Origin of the sequence: Salinispora fenicalii (genome assembly GCF_000514815.1) — a bacterium.
In the GTDB taxonomy this organism is placed as follows: domain Bacteria; phylum Actinomycetota; class Actinomycetes; order Mycobacteriales; family Micromonosporaceae; genus Micromonospora; species Micromonospora fenicalii.
In genome coordinates this window covers 217902-240067 of record NZ_AZWQ01000009.1, presented here as the reverse complement: position 1 = coordinate 240067, position 22166 = coordinate 217902, and the positions used below count along the sequence as shown (strand labels likewise).

Genomic DNA, 22166 nt, shown 5'->3' with positions numbered 1-22166 from the left:
CTGAATCACTTAATGATCACCGAAAATCACGGGCGGCCGGCCGAACCGGGAGTTCAATCGGGTCCAGCCGGTCAGCGGTGAGATTGATCACCCCCTCGTGCCGGTGGAGGAGACCCCGGACCACCAGTCCCCCGCTGTTCTTCGCCACCTGCCGATAGCGCTGCCACAGCCCGGGGGAACAGGTGACGTTGAGCATCCCCGTCTCGTCCTCCAGGTTGAGAAAGGTGACCCCACCCGCGGTTGCCGGACGCTGCCGGTGGGTGACGATCCCGCCAACCCGAATCCGCCGACCCGGTTCCATCTGCGCAAGCCGAGCGATCGGCACCGCTCCCAGGGCGTCGAGCTGATCCCGGACGAACCGGGCTGGATGGCTCTCCGGCGACAGCCCGGTCGCCCAGACATCCGCGACGAGACGATCGACCGCCGCCATCCCGGGCAGCATCGGCGCGACCGTGCCGGGCGCGGTGTTGGGTAGGCGGTCGGGATGCTCCTGGGCTGCCGCCCCAGCGCTCCAGAGCGCCTGCCGCCGGGTCACGCCGAAACACGCAAAGGCATCCGCGGTGGCTAGCGCCTCCAGTTGCCCGGCGGTCAGACCTACCCGCCGGGCCAGATCCGACATATCTCGATACGGCCCATGCGCTGCCCGCTCGGTCTCGATCTGCCTGGCCGCCTCCACGCCGAGCGTACGCACGCTGCCCAGCCCGAGCCGAACCGCCGGACCACCCAGCCCCCACGCGTGCGACGGCTCCCCCGGCTGGCTTCCCCAACGGGTGTTCGAGGTGGACTCCAGGACTGCGTCGGCACCACTGGCATTGACATCCGGCCGACGGACCTCCACCCCGTGCCGGCGGGCGTCATCCACCAGGGTCTGCGGCGAGTAGAACCCCATCGGCTGGGCGTTGAGCAGCGCGGCCAGGAACGGCGCCGGGTGATACCGCTTAAGCCAGGAACTGGCGTAGACCAGATAGGCAAAGCTCATCGCGTGGCTCTCCGGGAAGCCATAGCTAGCAAACGCGGTCAGCTTGCGGTATACATCGTCGGCCAGCTCACCGGTGATGCCCCGCTCGGCCATACCGGCGTAGAGCCGATCGGCGATCTTAGCCATCCGCTCCGCCGACCGCTTGGCCCCCATCGCCCGGCGCAGTTGGTCCGCCTCAGCCGCGTCGAAGCCGGCCAGATCGATGGCGAGCTGCATAAGCTGCTCCTGGAACAGCGGCACGCCCAAGGTCTTCTCCAGTGCGTTACGCATCAGCGGATGCGCGAAGGTGACCGGCTCCTGGCCGTTCTTACGCCGGATGTACGGATGCACCGAGCCGCCCTGGACCGGTCCAGGCCGGATCAGCGCCACCTCCACCACCAGGTCGTAGAAGCAGCGGGGCTTGAGCCGGGGCAGGGTGGCCATCTGGGCGCGACTCTCCACCTGAAACACCCCGACCGAGTCGGCCCGGCAGAGCATGTCGTAGACCTCGGCGTCATCCAGGGTCATGTCGCCCAGTTCGAGCCGCGCCCCGATCATGTCGTAACCGTGGTGCAACGCGGCGAGCATGCCGAGGCCGAGCAGGTCGAACTTGACCAACCCGACGGCAGCGCAGTCGTCCTTGTCCCACTGGAGCACGCTCCGGCCGGGCATCCGCCCCCACTCCACCGGGCACACCTCGATCACCGGCCGGTCGCAAATCACCATGCCACCGGAGTGGATGCCCAGATGCCGGGGAAAGGTCTGCACCGCGTCGGCGTACGCCACCACCGGCTCGGGGATGCCCTCGACATCGGCCTCGGCGACCGAACCCCACCGATCGATCTGTTTGCTCCAGGCGTCCTGCTGGCCGGGCGAGAACCCGAACGCCTTCGCTACGTCCCGCACCGCCGACCGGGGCCGGTACGAGATGACGTTGGCGACCTGAGCGGTGCGCTCCCGCCCGTACCGGGCGTAGACGTGTTGGATGACCTCCTCTCGACGGGAAGACTCGATGTCCACGTCAATGTCCGGTGGCCCATCCCGCTCCGGGGCGAGGAAACGCTCGAAGAGCAGCCGGTGGCGGACCGCATCAACGTTGGTAATTCGTAACGCGTAGCAGACCGCCGAGTTCGCCGCCGACCCTCGGCCCTGACAGTAGATGTCCTGCGCACGGCAGAACGTGACGATGTCGTAGACCACCAGGAAGTAGCCGGGAAAGCCCAGTTCCTCGATCATGTTCAGCTCATGTTCAAGCTGCGCGTACGCCTCGGGGTGCGCCTCCGGCGGGCCGTAACGCTCGCGTGCCCCCCGCGCCGTGAGATGACGCAGCCAGCTCATCTCGGTGTGCCCGGACCCCACCGGATACACCGGTAGCGCCGGGGCGACGAGTTGTAGATCGAAAGCGAGTTCCGCGCCGAACTCAGCGGCCCGGGCCACAGCCCCCGGATAGGCGGCGAACCGGGCCGCCATCTCGGCACCGCTACGCAGATGGGCGGTGCCGGCAGCGGGTAGCCAGCCGTCGATCTCGTCCAGGCTGCGTCGGGCCCGGACCGCGGCAAGTGTGGTGGCCAGCCGACGCCGACCCGGAGTGGCGTAGTGCACGTTGTTGGTGGCCACTGTCGGTAGCCCCGCGGCCTCCGCCAGCTCGGCGAGGGCGTCGTTACAGTCGGTGTCGACCGGATGTCCGTGGTCGGTCAACTCCACCGCCACCATCTCCGTGCCGAACAGCGCGGTCAGCCGATCCAGCTCCCGGGCCGCCGCGTCGACTCCCTCGGTGAGCAGCGCGGCCGGCACGTGGCCCTTGCGGCAGCCGGTGAGCACCAACACGTGGTCCCGCAGCTCGGCCGCGACCTCCGCCAACTCCCCGTAGACCGGACGGCCCTTCTCGCCACCGCGTAGCTGGGCCCGGGAGATGGTGGCGGCCAACCGGGCGTACCCCTCATGGCCGTGGGCGAGCAGCAACAGGTGCCGCCCGAGCGGGTCCGGCTCGCCATTGGGCGTGCCCGGCAGGTCGAGAGAGAGTTCCGCGCCGAAGACCGTCGGCAGGTGCAGGGCACGCGCCGCCTCGGCGAAGCGCACCACGCCGTAGAAGCCGTCGTGGTCGGTCACCGCGAGAGCAGTAAGCCCCAGCCGGGCGGCCTCCTCGGCCAGTTCCTCCGGATGGCTGGCACCGTCGAGGAAGCTGAAGTTGGTGTGCGCGTGCAACTCGGCGTACGGCACTACATCATCCGAGCCGGCTAGCACCGGCGACGGATGGGACGGACGCCTGCCGGCCCACGTGGGAGCATCGCCGCCGTCGGCCTCTACCGCCAGCGGGTCCACCACGTGCAGATGCCGCTCGCCGTCGCGGGTACGACGTTGGCCCCGGGTGGATTCACCGCTGAGCACCCGCTCCAGCTCCAACCACGACAGATCCGAGTTGTGAAAGCTCATCGGTGGCCGCCTGCGCCGTGAAGATCAGTCATAGCTCGCCTCCACCAGCCACCGGCCGCCCTCAACCGCGAGTAGCAGGGCGGCACCATCGGCGAGGCAAACCTGGAACCGGGCCCGCCGTCGGGCCTCTGCCGGTTCCCACCACCGCTCGTCAACCGGCCACGGACCAGTCCACCCGGTGATCGCTACCGACCGGCCGGCCCCGATGGTGAGCCACGCCGGTGCCGCACTCACTGCCAGGCGTGCGCTGACCACGACGGGTTCCTCGACGACGTCCCGCACGGTAGCGACCAGCGGTTCAGGGAGCACCACCGCTGGCGCCGGTGGTGGAAGCCGGCCCGGCCACGGCGGCTCCCCCGGCCGGTCCGGCTTCCACCCCGACGTGGGGGACCCGGGGCGGGCTGACCGGCGTTCATCGCCCCACGGCACCAGGCGCACCTGGTCGGCCGGGGAGCGTCCGCCGCCGAGCACCGCGGTAACCACCGCCTCGGGGCCAAGGAGACCCTGGATCCGGCTCAACGCCCGGTGGGCCCGGTCCCGCTCCTCCCCGGCCTCTCCCCACAGGCCGGGCTGGAGGGCCCCCACCTCGACCACCCCGTCGGGCACCAGCCGTAGCCGGACGATGCCAGCGGTGGGCCGCGCCGGTTCGACACCCGACCGGCCACCCGAGAGCCACCCGTCGAGCTGCCACCGCGTCCGGTCGGCGATGGCGGTGGCGGTGAGCAGACCGTCGTGCCGCCAGGTCCGGTGCAGTTCCTGGCCGTGCGCGGTCACCGCCTCAATCCCGAGGCGGGTGCAGGCTAGCCCGTACCCGGCGAGGCGGTCGTGCAGCTGCTCGGCCAGCGTGCGGGCGACGAAGGCCGCCGCGTCCACGCGGTCGAGCGGTTCGTCCTGGTCCGCGGTGACCGTCAGGTCTACCGGAGGCCGCCGAACCGCAAGCGGGCGGTGGTCCCGGCCCGTGGCCAGTCGGTGGGCCAGCGCACCGTCGGCGCCGAATCGGGCCAGCACGTCGCCGGGGGACAGCGCGGCAAAGTCGCCGAGGGTACACATACCGAGCCGACGCAGCAGGTCGGCCAGGGCCGGTCGACCGAGTGCCTCGACCGGCTGGTCGGCGAGGAACCGCGGTGTCCCGCCCGGGGGGACCACTTGGCCGCTGCGGGCGGCCAGCCCGGCGGCGAATTCCCCGTCAGCGATGCCGACCTGGCTCTCCACCGCGCAGGCCTGGGCGACCTGCTCGATGATCCGCTCCGCCGCCACCTCCTCGCCACCGAGGTGGCGGGCCGGGCCCCGGGCCGGCACCGCGCACATCCCGGGACGGACCACCGCCACCCCGGCCACCAACTCCTCGACTGCCGCCACCACCGGCTCGAACGCTCGGGTGTCCCGGGCGGGATCGTGGACGACAACGGTGAGTCGGGGGCACCGACTCTGCGCTTCCCGCCGCCGTAGTCCTCGGCGCACTCCCCCGGCCCGGGCCTGCTCGGAGCAGGCGATCACCCGGTTGGCGTGCAGTACCGCGACCGGATCGGTGGCGGGCACCCCCTCCACCAGCTCAGCGGCGACCACTGGCCAGTCCGGACACCAGAGCGCCATCGTGCGGAGCCCGGTCACGCCGAACCGGCCAGGGTGAGCGGCCGGGGAGCGTCGGTGACCGATGGCACCGCTCGGAGTCGCCCGGCGCCGGAACGTCCCGTGGGCGAAGCCGCCCGGGCGCCATGGGTCGAGTCCGGAAGCACCTGGGTCGAACCAGCACCAGGCAGCCAGATCGTCACCTCCCGGGGACGGGTGGCGGCGCCTCGCCCCCGCGCCGCCACGGTGACCTCCCGCCGCCGCAACCGGCCCCGGCCGACACCGACTCCCTGCCAGACTCCCCGGATCACCTGAAGGGTCAGGTCGGCGCCGTCCCACCGTCCGTACGAGACGAGGACGCTACCCCGCTGCCGGGTCCGCGCCGCCAGCCGGCTGGCGACCGATGTAGACACTGCGCCCGGGGTGGCGGCGACCACGACATCCACCCCGTCGATCAGCGTGGCGACGACGGTGGCCCACTCGGGCCCCGGATGCGGCACGAGGGCGAGCCGGTCCAGGGCGATCCCGAGCTCGGCAGCGGCGACCGCCCCCAAAGTCGGCACCCCGACCACGGCGCACCACGAGCCGGCCCGGGACGCCTCAGCGAGCAGCGCCAGGACCAGGGAGGTGGCGCCGCTGTGCCGGGGCTGGCCAGCGGCGACCGAGATCGTGCTGCCGCGACGAAGGCCCCGGTTGGGCAGCAGGCTGGTCAGTTCGGGGGTGACCGGCAGCACCCGCCGCCCCCCGATCGCGTCCGGCGCACTCGCCGGACGCACCAGACCCGCCAATGCGGCGGAACCGACCACCATGCGGCCCGCCATCGGACCTACCCCCTGTCGTGCTGTCGTGCCGACGAATCAGCACATTTACAAATAGCTTAATAACTCACAAAACGGACTTAATGGAAGATATTCGTCCTGCTGTCAGCACCCCTCGCGTCGCCGCGGCTCAGGCCGCCAGGCCGCCGCCAAGGGACGGCGCTCGCGCCATGCTGAGCGCGGCCTCCACCACCAGCACGAACTCCTCGGCGGCACGCAGCAGATCGTCGGCCTCCCGGGAGGTGACGACCCGCGGGATGCCAGCCTCGGCAGCGGCGCGCTTACCGGCGGTCAGGGCAAAGAACCGAGCCCACTCGTCGAGCTCGGGGGCGACACCGGCGAGCAGGACCCAGACACTGGTAACCCGGCTACGCCGAGTCGGTACGGGGCGAGCACGGGAAGCGAGCAACGCCGCGGCGGCCCGCAGAGCAGCCAGGTGGGCCGCTGCGTAGCGGAGACCGTCAGGGCTGGTGCGGGCAGCTTCGGCGAGCCCGCGACGGGCCACCGTGAGGAGCTGGACAGGGGTGCGCTGCGGCAGCATGTGGGCCGGCACCGTCGGCACCGGAGCTGGCTTGATCGGCATGCTCTGTCTCCTCCAGGGGCCGAGGCGCCACCTCGACGGACGGATCCGCCGACGGGCCGCCGGGTCGAGCGGTGCGGAGGAAGACGCACCGGCGGGGGCCGGCCGGGCATGGACGCTTCCCCACACCACACCCGGCCGGCAGGACCGGCAGGTTCGTCGCCCGCCGCCGGGGGTCGTGGGCGGCGGGCGACGCTCCCGCCTGACGGGCCAGGGCTCGCGACCGCCCATGGCCCTGGGCGCGGCCCGCGGTGCCGCACCCGCCCGGAGCAGTGCCGCGAAACACCGCACCGGCTGTCGGAACGAGCATGCGAAGCAACAAACCCTCGGTTTTCGAACACCCGTTCTAACTACTGCTGACAGTACACCCTCCCGCCGAGAAAAACACAACGTGTGCCGTGCGTCGCCGCACGTCGGACGACACGAATGCCGCCGCGTCACCGCAGTCAACCTGGGCGACCTGACCGCCACGGTCGCCACCTCGGGCTCGCCCACCCAGCGACCACCACCACTGGCGTGGCCAACGAAATCACCCGGGGCGCACCGGGAAGAATGGTCGGATGCACCCACACCCGAAAGTACGGGCGACGCAGGAGGCGCTGAACGGCGCTGGCATACGCGACGGCGCTGGCGCCCCCAGCCTTGTTCGCCTGTTGCCCGACGCCGTCCACACCGCCGCGGCGGCCGCCGCCGCCCTCGATGTCGAGATCGGGCAGATCGCCAACTCCCTGGTCTTCGAGACAGCCGACGGGCCGCTGCTGGTGCTGACCTCCGGAGCGCACCGGGTGGATACCGTCAGCCTCGCCGCGGCGATCGGCGTCGCCCGACTCCGGCGGGCCACGCCGGAGTTCGTCCGCGAACACACCGGGCAGGTCATCGGTGGAGTCGCCCCGGTCGGCCACCCCCGGCCGCTGCGCACCCTGGTGGACACCGCCCTCGACAAGTACGACGAGATCTGGGCCGCTGGCGGCGTACCCCGCGCGGTCTTCCCCACCACCTATCCGGAGCTGCTGCGGCTAACCGGCGGCACACCGACCGAGGTGGCGTGAGCGGGCTTGTCGAACGAGCCACGCCCGGTCAACCGCCGAACGCCGGTCCCCGAGTTGGTCACCCTGCATGTGTGGCGGACCAGCCGAGCCGGGCTGCCCCGGGCGTTGGTCCGGATGGCGGGTGACCCGCGCCGGCTCCGCGCGCTACCCGGCGTCCGCTTCGCCAAACTGCTCGGTACCGGAACCGGCACCGGATTCGGTCCACGCGACGCGGACCTGACCCGGTGGGCGGCGTTGACCGTGTGGGACTCCCCCGCCGCGGCCACCGGCTTCGCCGACTCCCCGGTGGGACGGGCCTGGGCACGCATCGCCCACGCCGCCGTCCGAGTCGACCTACGCCCGCTCACCAGCCGAGGCGAGTGGTCCGGTCGGCGGCCGTTCGGCGACCCACCAGGCGGACGATCCAGCGGCCCGGTGCTGGCACTGACCCGAGCCCGGCTCCGCCCCGCCCGGGCGGTCACCTTCTGGCGGGCGGTGCCCCCGGTGGCCCACGCGCTGCACACCGCACCCGGCCTGCTCGCCCGCTTCGGCGTCGGCGAGGCGCCGTTGGGTTGGCAGGGCACGGTCAGCGTGTGGCGCACCCCGGCGGAGCTGGTCGCATTCGCGTACCGTCACCCCGAGCATCGTGCCGCGATCACGCGAACCCCCACCGAGGGGTGGTACGCGGAGGAGCTCTTCGCCCGGTTCGAGGTACGCAACGTGGTCGGTGACCGGACGGTGCTGGGCTGGACCACGGACGGCGAAACGAAGGTGGGGACGGCATGAGGCTGGTGCGGTGGACACCGGACGACCTCGTTCGACGGCTGGACGACGTGGTGACCGTCTACGGCGAGGCGATGGGGTACCCCGCCGATCTGCTCAAAGCACGGCGCGGCTACATCGCCTCCCACGTCCGCCGACCCGGCTTCCGCGCCGTCGCCAGCCTCACCTCCGAAGGCCACCTGGCCGGATTCGGCTACGGATACCACGGGACGCCCGGCCAGTGGTGGCACGACCAGGTGGGGCGGATGCTGGACCCGGGCACCCGCCGCCGCTGGCTGGCCAGCTGCTTCGAGGTGGTCGAGCTGCATGTCCGACCGCCCGCACAGGGGCACGGGCTGGGCGCCGGCCAGCTGCGCGCCCTGCTCGGGATAGCGGAGGGGAGCACCACCCTGTTGTCCACCCCGGAGGCAGACGAGCAGCACTCCCGGGCCTGGCGACTGTACCGACGCTTCGGCTTCGTTGACGTCCTGCGCGACTTCCGCTTCCCCGGTGACGAACGACTGTTCGGGGTGCTCGGCCGGGACCTGCCGCTCCCGCCACCCGCCGCCTCCGGAAGTGCCCCCACATGACCCGGCCCACCGTCCTGCCGGGGCACACCCTCCGGACCGCCTGGGCGCTACTGGCCGTGCTGGTGCTGGTGCAGATCTGCTACCCCCTGACCATGGGGCAGACCCGGGCCCGGCTGACCATCGCCACCGTCCTGCTCGGCTACCTACTCTCGGTTGGCCACGCGCTGCTCAGCCGAGGTCCCCGGACGGCGGCGGCGTTACTCGCCGTGGTCACCGGCGGCGGCTTCGCCATCGAGGCGCTCGGAGTGGCCACCGGATTCCCGTTCGGCAGCTACGACTACGCGGAGCAGCTCGGGCCGAAGCTGGCTGGGGTACCGCTGATCATCCCACTCGCCTGGACCTGGATGGCCTGGCCCGCCTGGCTGACCGCGGTCCGCCTCACCGGTGGTGGGCCGGCCGGGGGCGCCGGGCCGGCGGTCCGCCGAATTGCGCTGGCAGCGGTCGGACTGGCCGCCTGGGATCTCTTCCTCGACCCGCAGATGGTCGCCGAGGGGCACTGGACCTGGCGGAACGCCACCCCCGCGCTGCCCGGCCTGCCCGGCATCCCCATCAGCAACTACCTGGGCTGGCTGCTCTTCGCGGTACTGGTGATGGCCGCCCTGCGTCCACTGGCCGGCGCCGCCGTGGCCACCACCGACAACCGCGACACTCCGATGCTCGCGCTCTATCTGTGGACGTACGGCTCCAGCGTGCTGGCCCACGCCGTCTTCCTCGACCTACCCGCCTCGGCCGGGTGGGGCGCGGCGGTTATGGCGCTGACCGCGGTGCCGCTGGCAGTGACGCTGCTGCCCCGACGCCTCTGGCCAACACTGCCGCCCCGACGGGGCCGGGCGGCACCGGAGGGCCGGCGGCGTCGCGCCGACACGTCGGTATGAGCGAGCTGGCCCGACACCTCGCCGCCGGCCCCCGCCGAGGTGGGGCGCTGCCATGATCCTATTGCTGGCGATACTGGCCGGCGTGGCCGCGCTGACCACGCACACCCTGGTCAACGCCGGCCGTTGGCTGCGCCGCCCGGCCGGGATGCCGGCGACGGTAGCCGAGCCGGTGGCGGTGCTGTTGCCGCTGCGCAACGAAGCCGCCCGAGTAACCCCATGCCTGCGCGCGCTGCTGGCCCAGTGTGGTGTGCCGCAGCTACAGATCGTGGTGCTCGACGATGGGTCAACCGACGGCACCGGCGAGGTCGTCCGCACGGTCGCCGGCGACGACCCCCGGGTCACCCTGCTCGACGGCGACGCTCCACCACCCGGTTGGCTGGGCAAGCCGCACGCCTGTTGGCAGCTCGCCGCCCGGGCCGACCCGGCCGCCACCGTGCTGGTCTTCGTCGACGCCGACGTGGTGCTCGCCCCCCACGCCGTGGCCGCGGCGGTCGGCGAGCTACGGGCCGCGCGGGTGGCACTGCTGTCGCCGTACCCCCGAATCCTGGTCACGACGGTGGCCGACCGGCTGGTTCAGCCGCTGTTGCAGTGGTTGTGGCTGACGTTCCTGCCGCTGCCGGCGATGGAGCGGTCGACCCGGCCGTCCCTGGCCGCGGCCGGTGGACAGTTCCTGGTCGTGGACCGGGTCGGGTACACCGCCGCCGGTGGACACGCGGCGGTGTCCGACCGGGTTCTGGAGGATGTCGAGTTGGCCCGGGCGGTCAAGCGGTCCGGCGGCCAGATCGCCCTCGCCGACGGCTCACAGCTGGCCACCTGCCGGATGTACGACGACTGGCCACAGCTACGCGACGGCTACTCGAAGTCGCTGTGGGCCTCGTTCGGTCACCCCTCGGCGGCCGCCACGGTGGTCGCGCTGCTGCTACTGCTCTACACCGTCCCGGCGCTGGTCGCCGTGGCCGCGCTGGTCGCCGGTGCGCCCGGGACAGCCGCCGTCGCCGCCGGGGCATACCTACTCGGGGCCGCCGGGCGGATGGTCAGCGCCCGGGCGACCGGCGGCCGATGGTGGCCGGACGCCTTGGGGCACCCCGCGTCGATAGCGGTCCTCGGTTGGCTGACCCTGCGGTCGTACCATCTGCGGAAACGACGGCGCCTGAGCTGGCGGGGCCGTCCGGTCGGCTAGGAGGCACACCATGGCGCGGATCGTGATCGTCGGCGCCGGGGTGGGTGGCCTGGCCACCGCCGCCCGGCTGGCCACCACCGGGCACCAGGTCACCCTCCTTGAGCAGGGTGACACGGTGGGCGGCAAGCTCGGCCGGTACGTACACGACACGCCCGCCGGCCCCTTCCACTTCGACACCGGGCCCAGCCTGCTGACCCTGCCCCAGGTGTTCCACGACCTGTTCGAGGCCACCGGGGCGAAGCTCGACGAATACCTGGACCCGGTCCCGCTCGACCCGATCGTGCGACACGTCTTCCCCCAGGGTGGGCCAACGCTCGACTCGTGCGCCGACTCCGACGAGTTCACCGCCCGCATCGGCGCGGCCTTCGGCGAGCGGGCCGCCGCCCAGTGGCAGCGTCTCTGGCGACGTGCCGAGCGGGTCTGGACGGCCTCGGAACGGGATGTCCTGCGCCGCCGGATCGACTCGCCCCGGGACCTGGCGATGCTGGCCTGGCGGCTGGGTGACCTGACCGCTATCGGACCGGGCCGCACGCTGCGTGGACTGGGTCGCGCCCACCTGTCCGACCCCCGGCTCCGGATGCTGCTCGACCGGTACGCGACGTACGCGGGAGCTGACCCACGCCGGGCGCCGGCGGCCCTCGTCGCCGTCCCGTACGCCGAGCTGGCCTTCGGCGGCTGGTACCTCCGGGGTGGCCTGGGCACCCTCGCCGACGCCCTGCTGACCCGCTGCCTGGATCTCGGGGTGGTGGTACGAACCGGCGTCCGGGCCACCCAGATCGACGCGGCGGGCGGACGAGTGCACGGCGTACGCCTCGCCGGCGTGAACGCCCCTGTGCCGGCCGATGTGGTGGTGTCCAACGTTGACGCGCTCACCCTCTACCGGGACCTGCTGCCCACCCCGCGGCGGCTGGCCGCGCTAACCGACCGCAGCCTCGCCGGCTTCGTGCTGCTGCTCGGCGTACGCGGGGACTCCGGGCTGGCCCACCACAACGTCTTCTTCCCCGACGCCTACGACAGCGAGTTCGACGCGGTCTTCGGGGCACCCGGGCGGGGGGTTCGGGCGCGCCCGGCCCCGGACCCGACGGTCTTCGTCACCGTGGCCGCCGATGAGACGGTCCGTCCGGCGGGACACGAGGCGTGGTTCGTGCTGGTCAACGCTGCTCGGCAGGGCACCGCCACCGGTGCTGTCGACTGGCGACGCCCCGGCCTCGCCGAGGCGTACGCGGACCGGATCCTGGACGTGCTAGCCGCGCGGGGGGTGGACGTGCGGGACCGGCTGCTGTTCCGGGAGATCCGTACCCCGGCTGACCTGGGCACCGCGACGGGCACGCCGGGCGGAGCGATCTACGGCACCACGGGCAGCCTGCTTCGCCCGCCAAACCGGGGGCCGGTCCACGGGCTGTGGCTGGTCGGTGGCTCCTGCCATCCGGGCGGAGGGCTGCCGATGGTCGCCCTCTCCGCCCAGATCGTCGCCGACGCCATCGGCCCTGCCTGGTAGCGGGTAGGCGCGGCCCCGCCGACGCCTACCCGCGGTGTCACGGCTTCCGCGCGGCGCAGGATCGGGGCACCGGAACGTGTGCCTGATTCCGTCGTCGGCGCACGGCACTAACGCCGCTCCGGCGGCCCGCGAGCGTCAGCTGGCGTTGATCAGTGCGCCCCGGACGGCGGCCAGTAGCTGCCCGAGGCCGAAACCGGCCAGCAACGCCCAGACCGCGCTCGCCATGGTGATGGTGCCCGCGGCCAGGTCTGGCTCGATCAGCCCAGTCAGCCCGGCCAGCAGCAGGCCAACGAGGGCCACCACGACCCGGGTCGGCCGCTCCCCCACGGTCACCGCACCGATCTCTCGCATTCCGGCGGAGGTCGCCCGGGCCCGCACGTACTCGTGCAGCCAGGAGAGCGCACCACCGGCGGCCACCAGTGCACCAGGCGCGCCGAGCAGCCAGAACGCGACCAGCCAGGCCGCCTCACCGAGCCGGTCAGCCACCGAGTCGTAGACGTACCCGAGCCGGGTGGTGCGGTTACTCGCCACCGCAACCGCTCCGTCGAGGCTGTCCGCCACCGAGGCGAGCAGCACCAGCAACGCGCCGAGGAAGGGGCCGTCCTGTGGGCGTATCGCGACCAGCGGCACGCCGAGGCAGAGCAGCACCCCGGCGACGGTCACCGCGGTCGGGGTGACGCGCAGCCGACCCAGCAGGTAGCCCCCGTGGTACGCGAGGCGCAGCCAGGCACGGACAGGTGGGGCCGCGGCACGCGGATCGAACCCACCGTGCAGGCGCGCCCAGGCCGTGGCGTATTGGTCCCAGTTCAGCTGTCTGCCCACCACGGATCAACCGTCGCACCGATCGCGCAGTGTCGTGGCGCGTCTGGTCACCCGGGGGTACTGACTCGCAGATTCCGCCAGATCTCCCGGGTCGCGGTGGACCGGTTGAAGGTGATGAAGTGGATACCGGGAACACCCTCGTCCAACAGCCGCTGGCACATCTCACTGGCCTGCTCGACTCCGAGCTGGCGGACCGCCTCCGGGTCATCCGCGACCCGCTCGAAGCGCGCGGCCAGGGCCGGTGGGAAGGGCGCACCGGAAAGCTGCTCCGACCGCTCGATGGTGCTGACCTTCGTTACCGGCATCACGCCCGGGATGATCGGCGTGTCACAGCCCGCCGCGACCACCCGGTCCCGCAGCCGAAGGTACTCGTCCGCGTCGAAGAACATCTGAGTGATCGCAAACTCGGCTCCGGCCCGGCACTTGCGGACGAAGTACGCCGTATCAGAATCGATGTCGGGCGAGCGGGGATGTTTGTACGGAAAGGCGGCAACGCCGACACTGAAGTCACCCGCGTCACGGACCAGGCGGACCAGGTCCTCCGCGTAGTCCACGCCGTCCGGGTGTGGGATCCACTCTCCGGTGGGGTCGCCGGGCGGATCACCGCGCACGGCGAGAACGTTACGCACACCCGCAGCGGCCAACCGCCCGATCACGTGACGCAGCTCGGCCACCGAGTGATTGACTGCGGTCAGGTGCGCCATCGGCAGCAGCGTGGTCTCGGTGGCGACCCGTTCGGTAACCGCCACGGTCGTGTCCCGAGTTGAGCCACCGGCACCGTAGGTGATCGAGACGAACGACGGGCGCAGCGACTCCAGCTCCCGAATGGCCTGCCAGAGCAGCCGTTCACCCTGCGCGGTCTTCGGGGGCATGAACTCGAAGGAGAAGGTTGGCCGGCGGTCGCGGATCAGCTCCCCGATCGCCGGCTGCGGATTGGGGAGAACCGATGGAAGACCAAGCGCCACGCCATGACTCTAGCGGCGCCCGGCCGCTATCCCTAGACCTTCCCCCGCGGCAAACGGTGACAGGGGGCACGGCCCGACCGACACCACACAACACGCACAGCCGGCCCCGCGCCCGCAGGGGCACGGCGCGTCGCCAGGCCGCCGATGCGTCGCCGCCCGGCACGACCGGCTAGCGTCAGAGCGTGACCTACGCTGCTCCTGTCTCCCCGGTGGACCGTGCCGGGCTTCGACAACGCGTCAACAAGGCACTGGCCGACTTCCTGGTGGCTCGACGCGCCTGGATGACCGACGTTGACGCTTCCCTCGCCCCGTTGGCCGACGCAGTCGAGGCATTCGTCCTCGGCGGCGGCAAGCGGCTACGGCCCGCCTTCGCCTACTGGGGCTACCGGGGCGCCGGTGGGATCGACAACGAACAGGTGGCGACCGCCCTGGCCGCGCTGGAGTTTGTGCAGGCCAGCGCGTTGATTCACGACGACCTGATCGATCGCTCGGACACCCGGCGGGGGGAACCGGCGGTGCACCTGCGGTTCGCCGCCCGGCACCGGTCGGCGGAGTGGGACGGAGACGCGGACGGATTCGGTGACGCGGCAGCGATTCTCCTGGGCGACCTGTGCCTCGTCTGGTCCGATGAGCTGCTGCACTCCGCCGGACTGGACCCGCGCACCGTCGCCCGGGCACGACCGATCTTCGACCTGATGCGGACCGAGGTCACCGTGGGCCAGTACCTCGACGTACTGACCCAGGCCACCGGGGACACGTCGGTCGAGCGAGCCGGGACGGTCGCCCGCTACAAGTCGGCGAAGTACACCGTCGAACGCCCGCTGTTACTCGGCGCCGCACTGGCCGACGCCACACCCGAGGTCCACGTGGCGTACTCGGCGTACGGGCTGCCGCTGGGTGAGGCCTTCCAGCTGCGCGACGATGTGCTGGGAATCTTTGGTGACCCGGCGCAGACCGGCAAACCGGCCGGCGACGACCTCCGCGAGGGAAAGCGGACCTACCTGGTGGCAGCGGCGTTGGAGCTGGTCGGCACCGCCGATCGGGAGGTGCTACTCGACGGCCTCGGCGACTCCGACCTCGACGACGCGGGGGTGGCCCGGCTGCGGGAATTGATCGGAGCCAGCGGCGCGCTCGGCCGTGCCGAGCAGCGGATCCAGGAACTCACCGACACCGCCCTCGCCGCGCTGTCCACCGTTGACCTCGACACCGAGGCGCACCAGGCCCTGGCCGACCTCGCCATCGCTGCCACCCGCCGCCCTGCCTGACGCCGCCCCGTCCGGGCCTGACCCCACCCCGTCCGGCCTGACCTCGACCGGACTGGACGGGGACCGCCGAGGTCAGAAGCCGAGGGCCTGGGCGCGACGTTTGACTTCGCGGGCCTGATCGCCGGCTAGCGCCACGGCGGCGGTGCCGCCGGGCAGGGTGTCGTCGGGCTGATACAGCCAACGCAGGATCTCTTCATCGTCGTAGCCAGCGTCGGTGAGGAGATTCAGCACCCCGGGTAGATGCTTGAGCACCCCTCGGGTCGCCACCAGGTCCGCCGGCACCCGACGGGCACCGTCTCGGCGGACCGCGATCAGCTCCCGGTCCCGGATCATCTGGTGGACCTTGCTGATCGTCAGGTCAAGGTGCTCGGCGACAGCCGGCAGGGTCAGCCACGCAGCCGGTTCTTCGGCGGCAGGGCTCATGGCGGGCTCGCCAGCGGGAACGGAGTCGGTCACCCAACCACCCTGCCACGTCGCCCCGGCATCGGGCGAGGGCCCCCACGGCACCGGATCAGGACCGTTGTGCACTGGCCGGAGCTGCGAAAACAACCGTGTGGCGAGTCACCGAATTCAAAACAACACTGCCGGCCTGTAGCATCGGTGTCCAACCACCTACCCCTGGACACATAGACTCCCTGCCGATGGACACACAGGTCGCCGACACGTTGCTGGGCTCACTGATCGACGGGCGCTACCGCATCCGCGGTCGAGTCGCCCGGGGTGGCATGGCGACTGTATACACCGCAACCGACGAACGCCTCGATCGCACCGTCGCAGTTAAGATCATCCATCCCGCGTCGGGCCCGGAGCCTCAGGGGCAGGCAGCGAGCTTCGTGGAGCGTTTCGCCGACGAGGCGAAGACCATCGCTCGACTGACCCACCCCAACGTCGTCGCGGTCTACGACCAGGGCATCCACGCCGACCGGCCATACCTGGTCATGGAGTACGTACGCGGTCGCACGCTGCGCGACGTGCTCGCCGAACGGCACCGACTCAACCCCGACGAGGCGCTCGCGATCACCGAACAGGTGCTCGCCGCGATCGCCGCCGCGCACCGGGCCGGGCTCGTCCATCGGGATGTCAAGCCGGAGAATGTGCTGGTCGCCGAGGCACCGACCGGGGGCGCGGCCAACCTGGTCGACAGCGTGGTGAAGGTCGCTGATTTCGGATTGGCCCAGGCCGTGGAGGCGAGCTCCGACGACGCGCAGGCCAACCAGCTGATGGCCACGATCGCCTATGTCGCCCCGGAGCTGGTAACCGACGGGCACGCCGACCCGCGCACCGACGTCTATTCGGCCGGCATTGTGCTGTTCGAGATGCTCACCGGCCGCGTACCGTACGACGGCCATCACCCGGTCGAGGTGGCCTGGCAGCATGTGCGACAGGATGTGCCGGCACCGTCAACCCTGGCGCCAGGGCTACCGAAGGCCCTCGACGACCTGGTCATCCGCGCTACCCGGCGCGATCCCGGCGCCCGCCCGGCCGATGCCAGTGCGCTACTCGCCCAGGTGCAGGTGACGCGGGAGGGGTTGGGCAACCCCAATACCCACACCACAGTGCTGCGCCGAGTGACCGAGAAGCCCCCGGTGAGCGAGCCAACCATGATGGTCGCCACCGTGCAGCCGGCGCAGCGCCCCGCCTGGGCCCGGCTACCCGAGGAGGCCCCCCGGGGTGGCCGACGACGGGCGGCCGACAACGAGAGTGCCCGGTCCCGGTTGGCCCCGCTGCCCGGCCGAATCATGGGTGAACAGCGCGGCCGGCTCGCGGTGGCCGCTGTCGTCGTGATGCTCGGGCTGATCGCCGCGGTGGGTGGCTGGTGGGTTGGGGTCGGTCGCTACACGCAGGCCCCAGAGTTGGTGAGCCTGGACCGGGCCGCCGCGGAAGCACAGGCGAAGCGGGCCGGTCTGGTCCCCCGATACGCCGACCCGCGCCACGACGATCAGATACCGAAGGACGCCGTCCTTTCCCAGGATCCGGCCTCCACGTCCCGCATCGTGAAGGGTGGCACGATCACCCTCACCCTCTCTCTGGGCCCCGAACAGTTCGCGGTGCCGGATGTCGTCGGCAAAGAGTTCGAGTTGGCCGCGACCGACCTGACCGAAGCCGGCCTGAAGGTGATCAAGGGTTCCGCTAGCTACCACAACAGCCTGCCCGAGGGGATGGTGGTCGCCACCGACCCGAAGGCGGGCGCCGAGGTCAAGCCCGGACACGAGATCACGGTAACCCTGAGTAAAGGTAGGGCGCCCATCTCGGTGCCGAACCTGGTCGGCAAGCCCCTGAACGAGGCCCGTTCGATCCTGAACCAGCTCGGTCTGGTACTCGTTGAACCGCCGACGGTGAAGGAGTCCGACAAGCCCAAGAACGAGGTCATCGGGCAGAGTCCAGCCGACGGCGACGGCGTGGAGAAGGGGACGGAGGTCAGCCTGGAGGTGAGCCAGGGCCCACCGCAGGTGGTCGTCCCCCGCGTGATCGGCATGCCGTGCCAGCAAGCCAAGCAGGTGTTGGAGGGGCAGTCCTTCCCGGTCGCGGTGCAGTTCAACCAGAACGGCACCGTTCGGTTCCAGAGCCCCGGTGAGAACTCCCAGGTGCCACCGGGTACCCAGATCACCCTCGGCTGCCTGTGATGACGACGACACGACCGGTTGGCGCGCATACACCGACCAGTGGCGGGCTGGCGAAGGCCGCCCTTCCCTACCTGGATGCGACGGGCGCCGAGGTCACTCAGGTCTACGTGTCCAATTCGCGGGGCTGGGCGTTACCGCCCGGCAACCCGACGCAGGATGCACTGTTTCGCGACGGCTGCGCCGAGCGCGGCGTCCCGGTGTTCATCCACGCGTCCCTACTGGTCAACCTCGGCTCACCCACGGCGGCGACGGTGGAGCGGTCCGCGCTGACGCTGGCGCACGCGCTACGCCGAGGGGCGGCGATCGGCGCCCAGGGGGTGGTGTTCCACGCCGGCAGCGCGGTTGACGCCGGATACGCCGACACGGCGATGCGCCAGGTCCGGGAAGTACTGCTGCCACTGCTGGACACCACCGGTGACACGAATGGGCCAATGCTGCTGGTCGAACCGAGCGCCGGCGGCGGGCGCTCGCTCGCCGCCCGGGTAGAACAACTCGGCCCCTACCTGGACGCGGTTGACCGGCACCCATGGCTCGGTGTCTGCTTCGATACCTGCCATGCCTGGGCCGCCGGGCATGACCTGACCGTCGAAGGGGGCATGACCGCCACGCTCGACACGCTGGTCAACACCGTGGGGGCGGACCGGCTGCGGCTAGTGCACGCCAACGACTCGAAGGACCTCTGCGGTTCCACCCGGGACCGGCACGAGAACATTGGCAAGGGCAGCATCGGGGAGCCCGCCTTCGCCGAGCTGATGCGCCACCCGGCGACCTCCGGGGTGCCGACGGTGGTGGAGACCCCCACCGAGAAGCACGTGGGCCACGCCGGCGACGTGGCCGTTCTCAAACGACTGCGTACCTGACCGGCCCGCTGCGCGGATCAGGTACGCAAGGCACGGGTGAGGACGTCAACCGCGCGGTTGATCGCCGCATCGTCCACACCTAGATGAGTGACCAGGCGGGCGGTACGCGGACCGAGCACACTGACCAGCACCCCTTCCGCACGGGCCGCGGCAGCGAAGGTGTGAGCGTCCATCGGCGTCTTGGTGAGATCCAATGGGACCAGGTTGGTACGCACCTCTGCCGCCAAGACCCCGAACGGCGCAACCGCATCGGCGAGCCGGGTCGCCTTCGCGTGATCCTCGGCAAGCCGCTGCACCTGGTTTGCCAGGGCGTACCGGCCGGCAGCGGCGAGGATCCCGGCCTGCCGCATACCGCCCCCCATCCGCTTACGGATGAACCGAGCTCGTTCGATCTTGTCGGCACTGCCGACCACCAGCGAGCCGACCGGCGCGCCGAGCCCCTTGGAGAGGCAGACCGACAGAGTGTCAAAGAGCATGCCGTAGGTGGCCAGCGGAACACCATCGGCGATGTGCGCGTGCCAAATCCGAGCACCGTCGCAGTGCACCGCGACCTGGGCGTCGTCGGCGACCCGGCGTAGCTCACGCAGAGCCGCCAGCGGGATCACACCACCGCCGCCCCGGTTGTGGGTCTGCTCCACGGCGACAGCCCGGGTGGGCACCGCGAAGTAGCCGTCGGGCCGAATCATGCCGGCAACCACGTCGGGGTCAACCGCCGCGGCGACCGCCGGCCAGGTCCGCGACGAAATGCCGCCGTACGCGGCAGCCGCACCGAGCTCATACGTCACCACATGCGCGTCCGCGTCGCAGAGCAGCTCACTGCCGGGCGGCACCAACAACTGCAGCGAAATCTGGTTGGCCATCGTCCCGGTCGGGCAGAACAGCGCCGCCTCGTGGCCGAAGAGCGCCGCAACCTCGGCTTCGAGGGCGTTGACCGTAGGGTCTTCGCCGTACACGTCATCGCCCACCTCGGCGATGGCCATCGCCTCCCGCATTCCTGCGGTCGGGCGGGTGACGGTGTCCGAACGCAAATCGATCATGACGTCTTCACTCCTCGCGTCAGCCACGACTGTTCCTCCTTCCGGCCGCCGACTGCGGGGCTCGCAAGCTCACTCCTCGCGTCAGCCACAATCACCCCCGAAGGCCGCCGACTGCGGGGCTCGCAAGCTCACTCCTCGCGTCAGCCACGGAGCATCTCGGCTACCAGGAACGCCAACTCCAACGACTGCTGAGTGTTCAGCCGCGGGTCGCAGGCAGTCTCATACCGGTCGGGCAGATCAACATCACCGATACCCTGGGCGCCGCCGAGGCACTCGGTGACATCTTCACCGGTCAGCTCGACGTGCAGCCCGCCGGGGTGGGTTTCCAGGCCGCGGTGCACCTCGAAGTAGCCCAGCACCTCGTCCACGATTCGGTCGAAGTGCCGGGTCTTGTAGCCGTTGGACGACTCATGGGTGTTGCCATGCATCGGATCGCACTGCCACACCACCTTGGCACCAGCGGCGGTGACCTTGGCGACGATCGACGGCAGGACATCCCGGACCCGGTGGTTACCCATCCGGCTGATCAGGGTCAGCCGGCCCGGAACATTGTCCGGGTTTAGCTTCTCGCACAACTCGGTTACATCGTCCGGCTTCGTCGTCGGGCCGAGCTTCACTCCGATCGGGTTCGCGATTCGGGAAATGAAGTCAATATGTGCCCCGTCGAGCTGCCGGGTACGCTCGCCCACCCAGAGCATGTGCCCGGAGAGCCCGTACGCTCGGCTGTCGGAGACACGGGTCAACGCTCGGTCATACTCCAAGGCCAGCGCCTCGTGGGAGCAGTAGAGGGTGACGGTCCGCAACGCCTCGTCCTCGGTCATCCCGCAGGCCTGGATGAAGGCCAGCGCCCGGTCAATCTCCCGGGCGATCGCCTCATACCGCTCGCCGGCCGGCGAGTTCCGCACGAAGCCCTTGTTCCAGTCGTGCACCGCGTGTAGGTCCGCCAGCCCTCCGGCCAGGTAGGCACGGAGCATGTTCATCGCGGCGGCGGAGTTCGCGTACGCCCGGATCATGCGTTGCGGGTCGGCAACCCGCGCCTCCGGCGTCGCGTCCAAAGAGTTGATCATGTCGCCTCGGTAGGCCGGTAGGCCACGCGCGTCGGTCGGCAACGACCGGGGCTTGGTGTACTGACCGGCCGCTCGGGCGACCTTGACCACCGGTAACGAGGCACCGTAGGTGAGCACGATCGCCATCTGCAGCAAGGTACGGGCGTTGGCGAGCAGGTGACTCTCGGTGTTGTCGGCGAAGGTCTCCGCACAGTCCCCACCCTGGAGCAGGAACGCCTTGCCCTCACAGACCAGGGCAAGCTGACGCCGCAACTGGTCGACCTCGTACGGGGCGACGACCGACGGGACGTTCTCCAGCACCTTGCAGACCTCGGCGACCTGGGCACCGTCCGGCCAAGGTGGGGTCTGGGCGCGCGGCAGGTCCCGCCATTGGTCCAGGCCGAGGGCAGCGTCCTCGGCGGAATCGATGGTTGGCCGGCTGGTTTGCAGCACCGGACTACCGACAGCGGGATGGCTCAGCTGATGCCACTCATGGCGCATGCCAGAAGCCTACGGCGACGGACCCAGCACCAAACCCGCGAGGGGGGCCGTTCCGGCAGGTGAGAGATCCGCCACCGAGCTCGCGCCGAATCGGGCGAGCACACCGGCCGCGGGAGCAGCCGAATCAGGGGGTCTCGATCGGCTCAGGAGTCCCGGTCGAGGCGGGCGCCGTACTGCCGGGTGTCTCACTCGCGATACACCAGTCGGCCCCATCCCGGGTGACCGTGAACAGCAGCGGGCGGACCAAGTCCTCCGCACCGCTGGTCACCGAGACCGTCGCGCTCACCTCCTCGCCCCGCGGACCGGGCCCAACCTCGGTGATCTGCGCCTGCGACACCTCGAAGTGATCAGCGAAGTCGCCGCTCGGTCCGGTGGCGACGGCGTCGAACGCCGGGTGCATCACGGCGCAGAACTGGCTGCGCCCGGCAGCCACGTCCTTGGCCGCTACCGCATCGAGGTACGCCTGCACCCGCTCCCGCGCCTTGGTCGCACTCTCGACCGCGGGCGCCTCCTCGGCGGACTCCGCCGGCTCGTCCGCGCCGCAACCGAGGAGGGTCACCAGCAAACTCCCGCCGAGCACGCCGAGCACCAGCCTCCGGTACGCCGTACGCATGCCACCTCCGAACGCCAGGGATTCCGACCGTCGACCGGCGAGTCTGTCACATCGGCCGAGGCGCCAGCCTAACGACACGGGCGGGGAAGGAGCGTTCCGCGGCTCCTCCCCCACCCGTGTCGATCATGCCTCGGTCGGGGTC

Annotated in this window: 19 protein-coding genes; 9 read left to right on the top strand and 10 right to left on the bottom strand. The window is 71.1% G+C overall.

The genetic code is table 11. The features are described from left to right. Positions 1–16: 16 nt before the first annotated feature. The 4 genes from B116_RS0102640 to B116_RS0102625 form a co-directional block, all read right to left on the bottom strand. A complete protein-coding gene (locus B116_RS0102640; RefSeq protein WP_027659140.1) occupies positions 17–3391 on the bottom strand; it encodes an error-prone DNA polymerase in 3375 nt (1124 codons plus the stop codon). A gap of 24 nt (positions 3392–3415) precedes the next feature. Further along, positions 3416–5002, bottom strand: a complete 1587-nt coding sequence (locus B116_RS0102635; RefSeq protein ID WP_027659139.1) for a DNA polymerase Y family protein — start codon at positions 5000–5002, stop codon at positions 3416–3418. Then, positions 4999–5781 carry a hypothetical protein gene (locus B116_RS0102630; RefSeq protein WP_018721499.1) on the bottom strand — a complete coding sequence of 261 codons (783 nt, stop codon included), beginning with the start codon at positions 5779–5781 and terminating at the stop codon, positions 4999–5001. Before B116_RS0102630 ends, B116_RS0102635 begins: the two co-directional genes overlap by 4 nt. A 127-nt stretch (positions 5782–5908) precedes the next feature. Then, positions 5909–6361, bottom strand: coding sequence for an SAV_6107 family HEPN domain-containing protein (locus B116_RS0102625; RefSeq protein WP_027659138.1), 453 nt, complete (start codon positions 6359–6361; stop codon positions 5909–5911). 557 nt (positions 6362–6918) lie between these two features. On the opposite strand from B116_RS0102625, the gene B116_RS0102620 reads away from it, so the two are divergent. The 6 genes from B116_RS0102620 to B116_RS0102595 are packed head-to-tail and all read left to right on the top strand — an operon-like array spanning position 6919 to position 12291. Further along, on the top strand, positions 6919–7407 hold the full coding sequence (locus B116_RS0102620) for a YbaK/EbsC family protein (RefSeq protein WP_027659137.1): 489 nt from the start codon (positions 6919–6921) through the stop codon (positions 7405–7407). Positions 7408–7413: 6 nt separating this feature from the next. Further along, positions 7414–8172 carry a hypothetical protein gene (locus B116_RS0102615; RefSeq protein ID WP_018721496.1) on the top strand — a complete coding sequence of 253 codons (759 nt, stop codon included), beginning with the start codon at positions 7414–7416 and terminating at the stop codon, positions 8170–8172. After that, positions 8169–8738 carry a GNAT family N-acetyltransferase gene (locus B116_RS0102610; protein WP_027659136.1) on the top strand — a complete coding sequence of 190 codons (570 nt, stop codon included), beginning with the start codon at positions 8169–8171 and terminating at the stop codon, positions 8736–8738. Before B116_RS0102615 ends, B116_RS0102610 begins: the two co-directional genes overlap by 4 nt. Then, entirely contained in the window at positions 8735–9613 is an 879-nt protein-coding gene (locus B116_RS0102605; protein ID WP_027659135.1) for a carotenoid biosynthesis protein, read from the top strand. Before B116_RS0102610 ends, B116_RS0102605 begins: the two co-directional genes overlap by 4 nt. A 52-nt stretch (positions 9614–9665) precedes the next feature. Beyond that, positions 9666–10793, top strand: coding sequence for a glycosyltransferase (locus B116_RS0102600; RefSeq protein ID WP_027659134.1), 1128 nt, complete (start codon positions 9666–9668; stop codon positions 10791–10793). Positions 10794–10803: 10 nt separating this feature from the next. Continuing rightward, a complete protein-coding gene (locus B116_RS0102595) occupies positions 10804–12291 on the top strand; it encodes a phytoene desaturase family protein (protein ID WP_027659133.1) in 1488 nt (495 codons plus the stop codon). 135 nt (positions 12292–12426) lie between these two features. Here B116_RS0102595 and B116_RS0102590 read toward each other — a convergent pair whose 3' ends face one another. Together B116_RS0102590 and metF are read right to left on the bottom strand one after the other, a co-directional pair. Next, on the bottom strand, positions 12427–13116 hold the full coding sequence (locus B116_RS0102590) for a CDP-alcohol phosphatidyltransferase family protein (protein ID WP_027659132.1): 690 nt from the start codon (positions 13114–13116) through the stop codon (positions 12427–12429). Positions 13117–13160: 44 nt separating this feature from the next. Continuing rightward, entirely contained in the window at positions 13161–14078 is a 918-nt protein-coding gene (gene metF, locus B116_RS0102585) for a methylenetetrahydrofolate reductase [NAD(P)H] (protein WP_018721490.1), read from the bottom strand. Between the two features lie 182 nt (positions 14079–14260). Here metF and B116_RS0102580 point away from each other — a divergent pair, with 182 nt between their 5' ends. Next, on the top strand, positions 14261–15343 hold the full coding sequence (locus B116_RS0102580) for a polyprenyl synthetase family protein (protein ID WP_027659131.1): 1083 nt from the start codon (positions 14261–14263) through the stop codon (positions 15341–15343). A 72-nt stretch (positions 15344–15415) separates the two neighbouring features. Here B116_RS0102580 and B116_RS0102575 read toward each other — a convergent pair whose 3' ends face one another. Further along, on the bottom strand, positions 15416–15799 hold the full coding sequence (locus tag B116_RS0102575) for an Rv2175c family DNA-binding protein (protein WP_018721488.1): 384 nt from the start codon (positions 15797–15799) through the stop codon (positions 15416–15418). Between the two features lie 185 nt (positions 15800–15984). Here B116_RS0102575 and pknB point away from each other — a divergent pair, with 185 nt between their 5' ends. Beyond that, the gene (gene pknB / locus B116_RS0102570) at positions 15985–17967 is read left to right on the top strand and encodes a Stk1 family PASTA domain-containing Ser/Thr kinase (RefSeq protein WP_027659130.1); all 1983 of its coding nucleotides are present in this window, start codon (positions 15985–15987) and stop codon (positions 17965–17967) included. Next, on the top strand, positions 17967–18827 hold the full coding sequence (locus B116_RS0102565) for a deoxyribonuclease IV (RefSeq protein ID WP_027659129.1): 861 nt from the start codon (positions 17967–17969) through the stop codon (positions 18825–18827). The genes pknB and B116_RS0102565 overlap by 1 nt, the downstream gene beginning before the upstream one ends. 17 nt (positions 18828–18844) lie before the next feature. Here B116_RS0102565 and B116_RS0102560 read toward each other — a convergent pair whose 3' ends face one another. The 3 genes from B116_RS0102560 to B116_RS0102550 form a co-directional block, all read right to left on the bottom strand. After that, positions 18845–19864: a threonine aldolase family protein gene (locus tag B116_RS0102560; RefSeq protein WP_027659128.1), complete on the bottom strand. Its 1020-nt coding sequence runs from the start codon at positions 19862–19864 to the stop codon at positions 18845–18847. Between the two features lie 140 nt (positions 19865–20004). Continuing rightward, positions 20005–21411, bottom strand: coding sequence for a class II 3-deoxy-7-phosphoheptulonate synthase (locus B116_RS0102555; RefSeq protein ID WP_018721484.1), 1407 nt, complete (start codon positions 21409–21411; stop codon positions 20005–20007). Between the two features lie 124 nt (positions 21412–21535). Next, positions 21536–22024 (bottom strand): hypothetical protein, encoded by a 489-nt coding sequence (locus B116_RS0102550; protein ID WP_018721483.1) that lies wholly within the window; start codon positions 22022–22024, stop codon positions 21536–21538. Between the last annotated feature and the right edge of the window lie 142 nt (positions 22025–22166).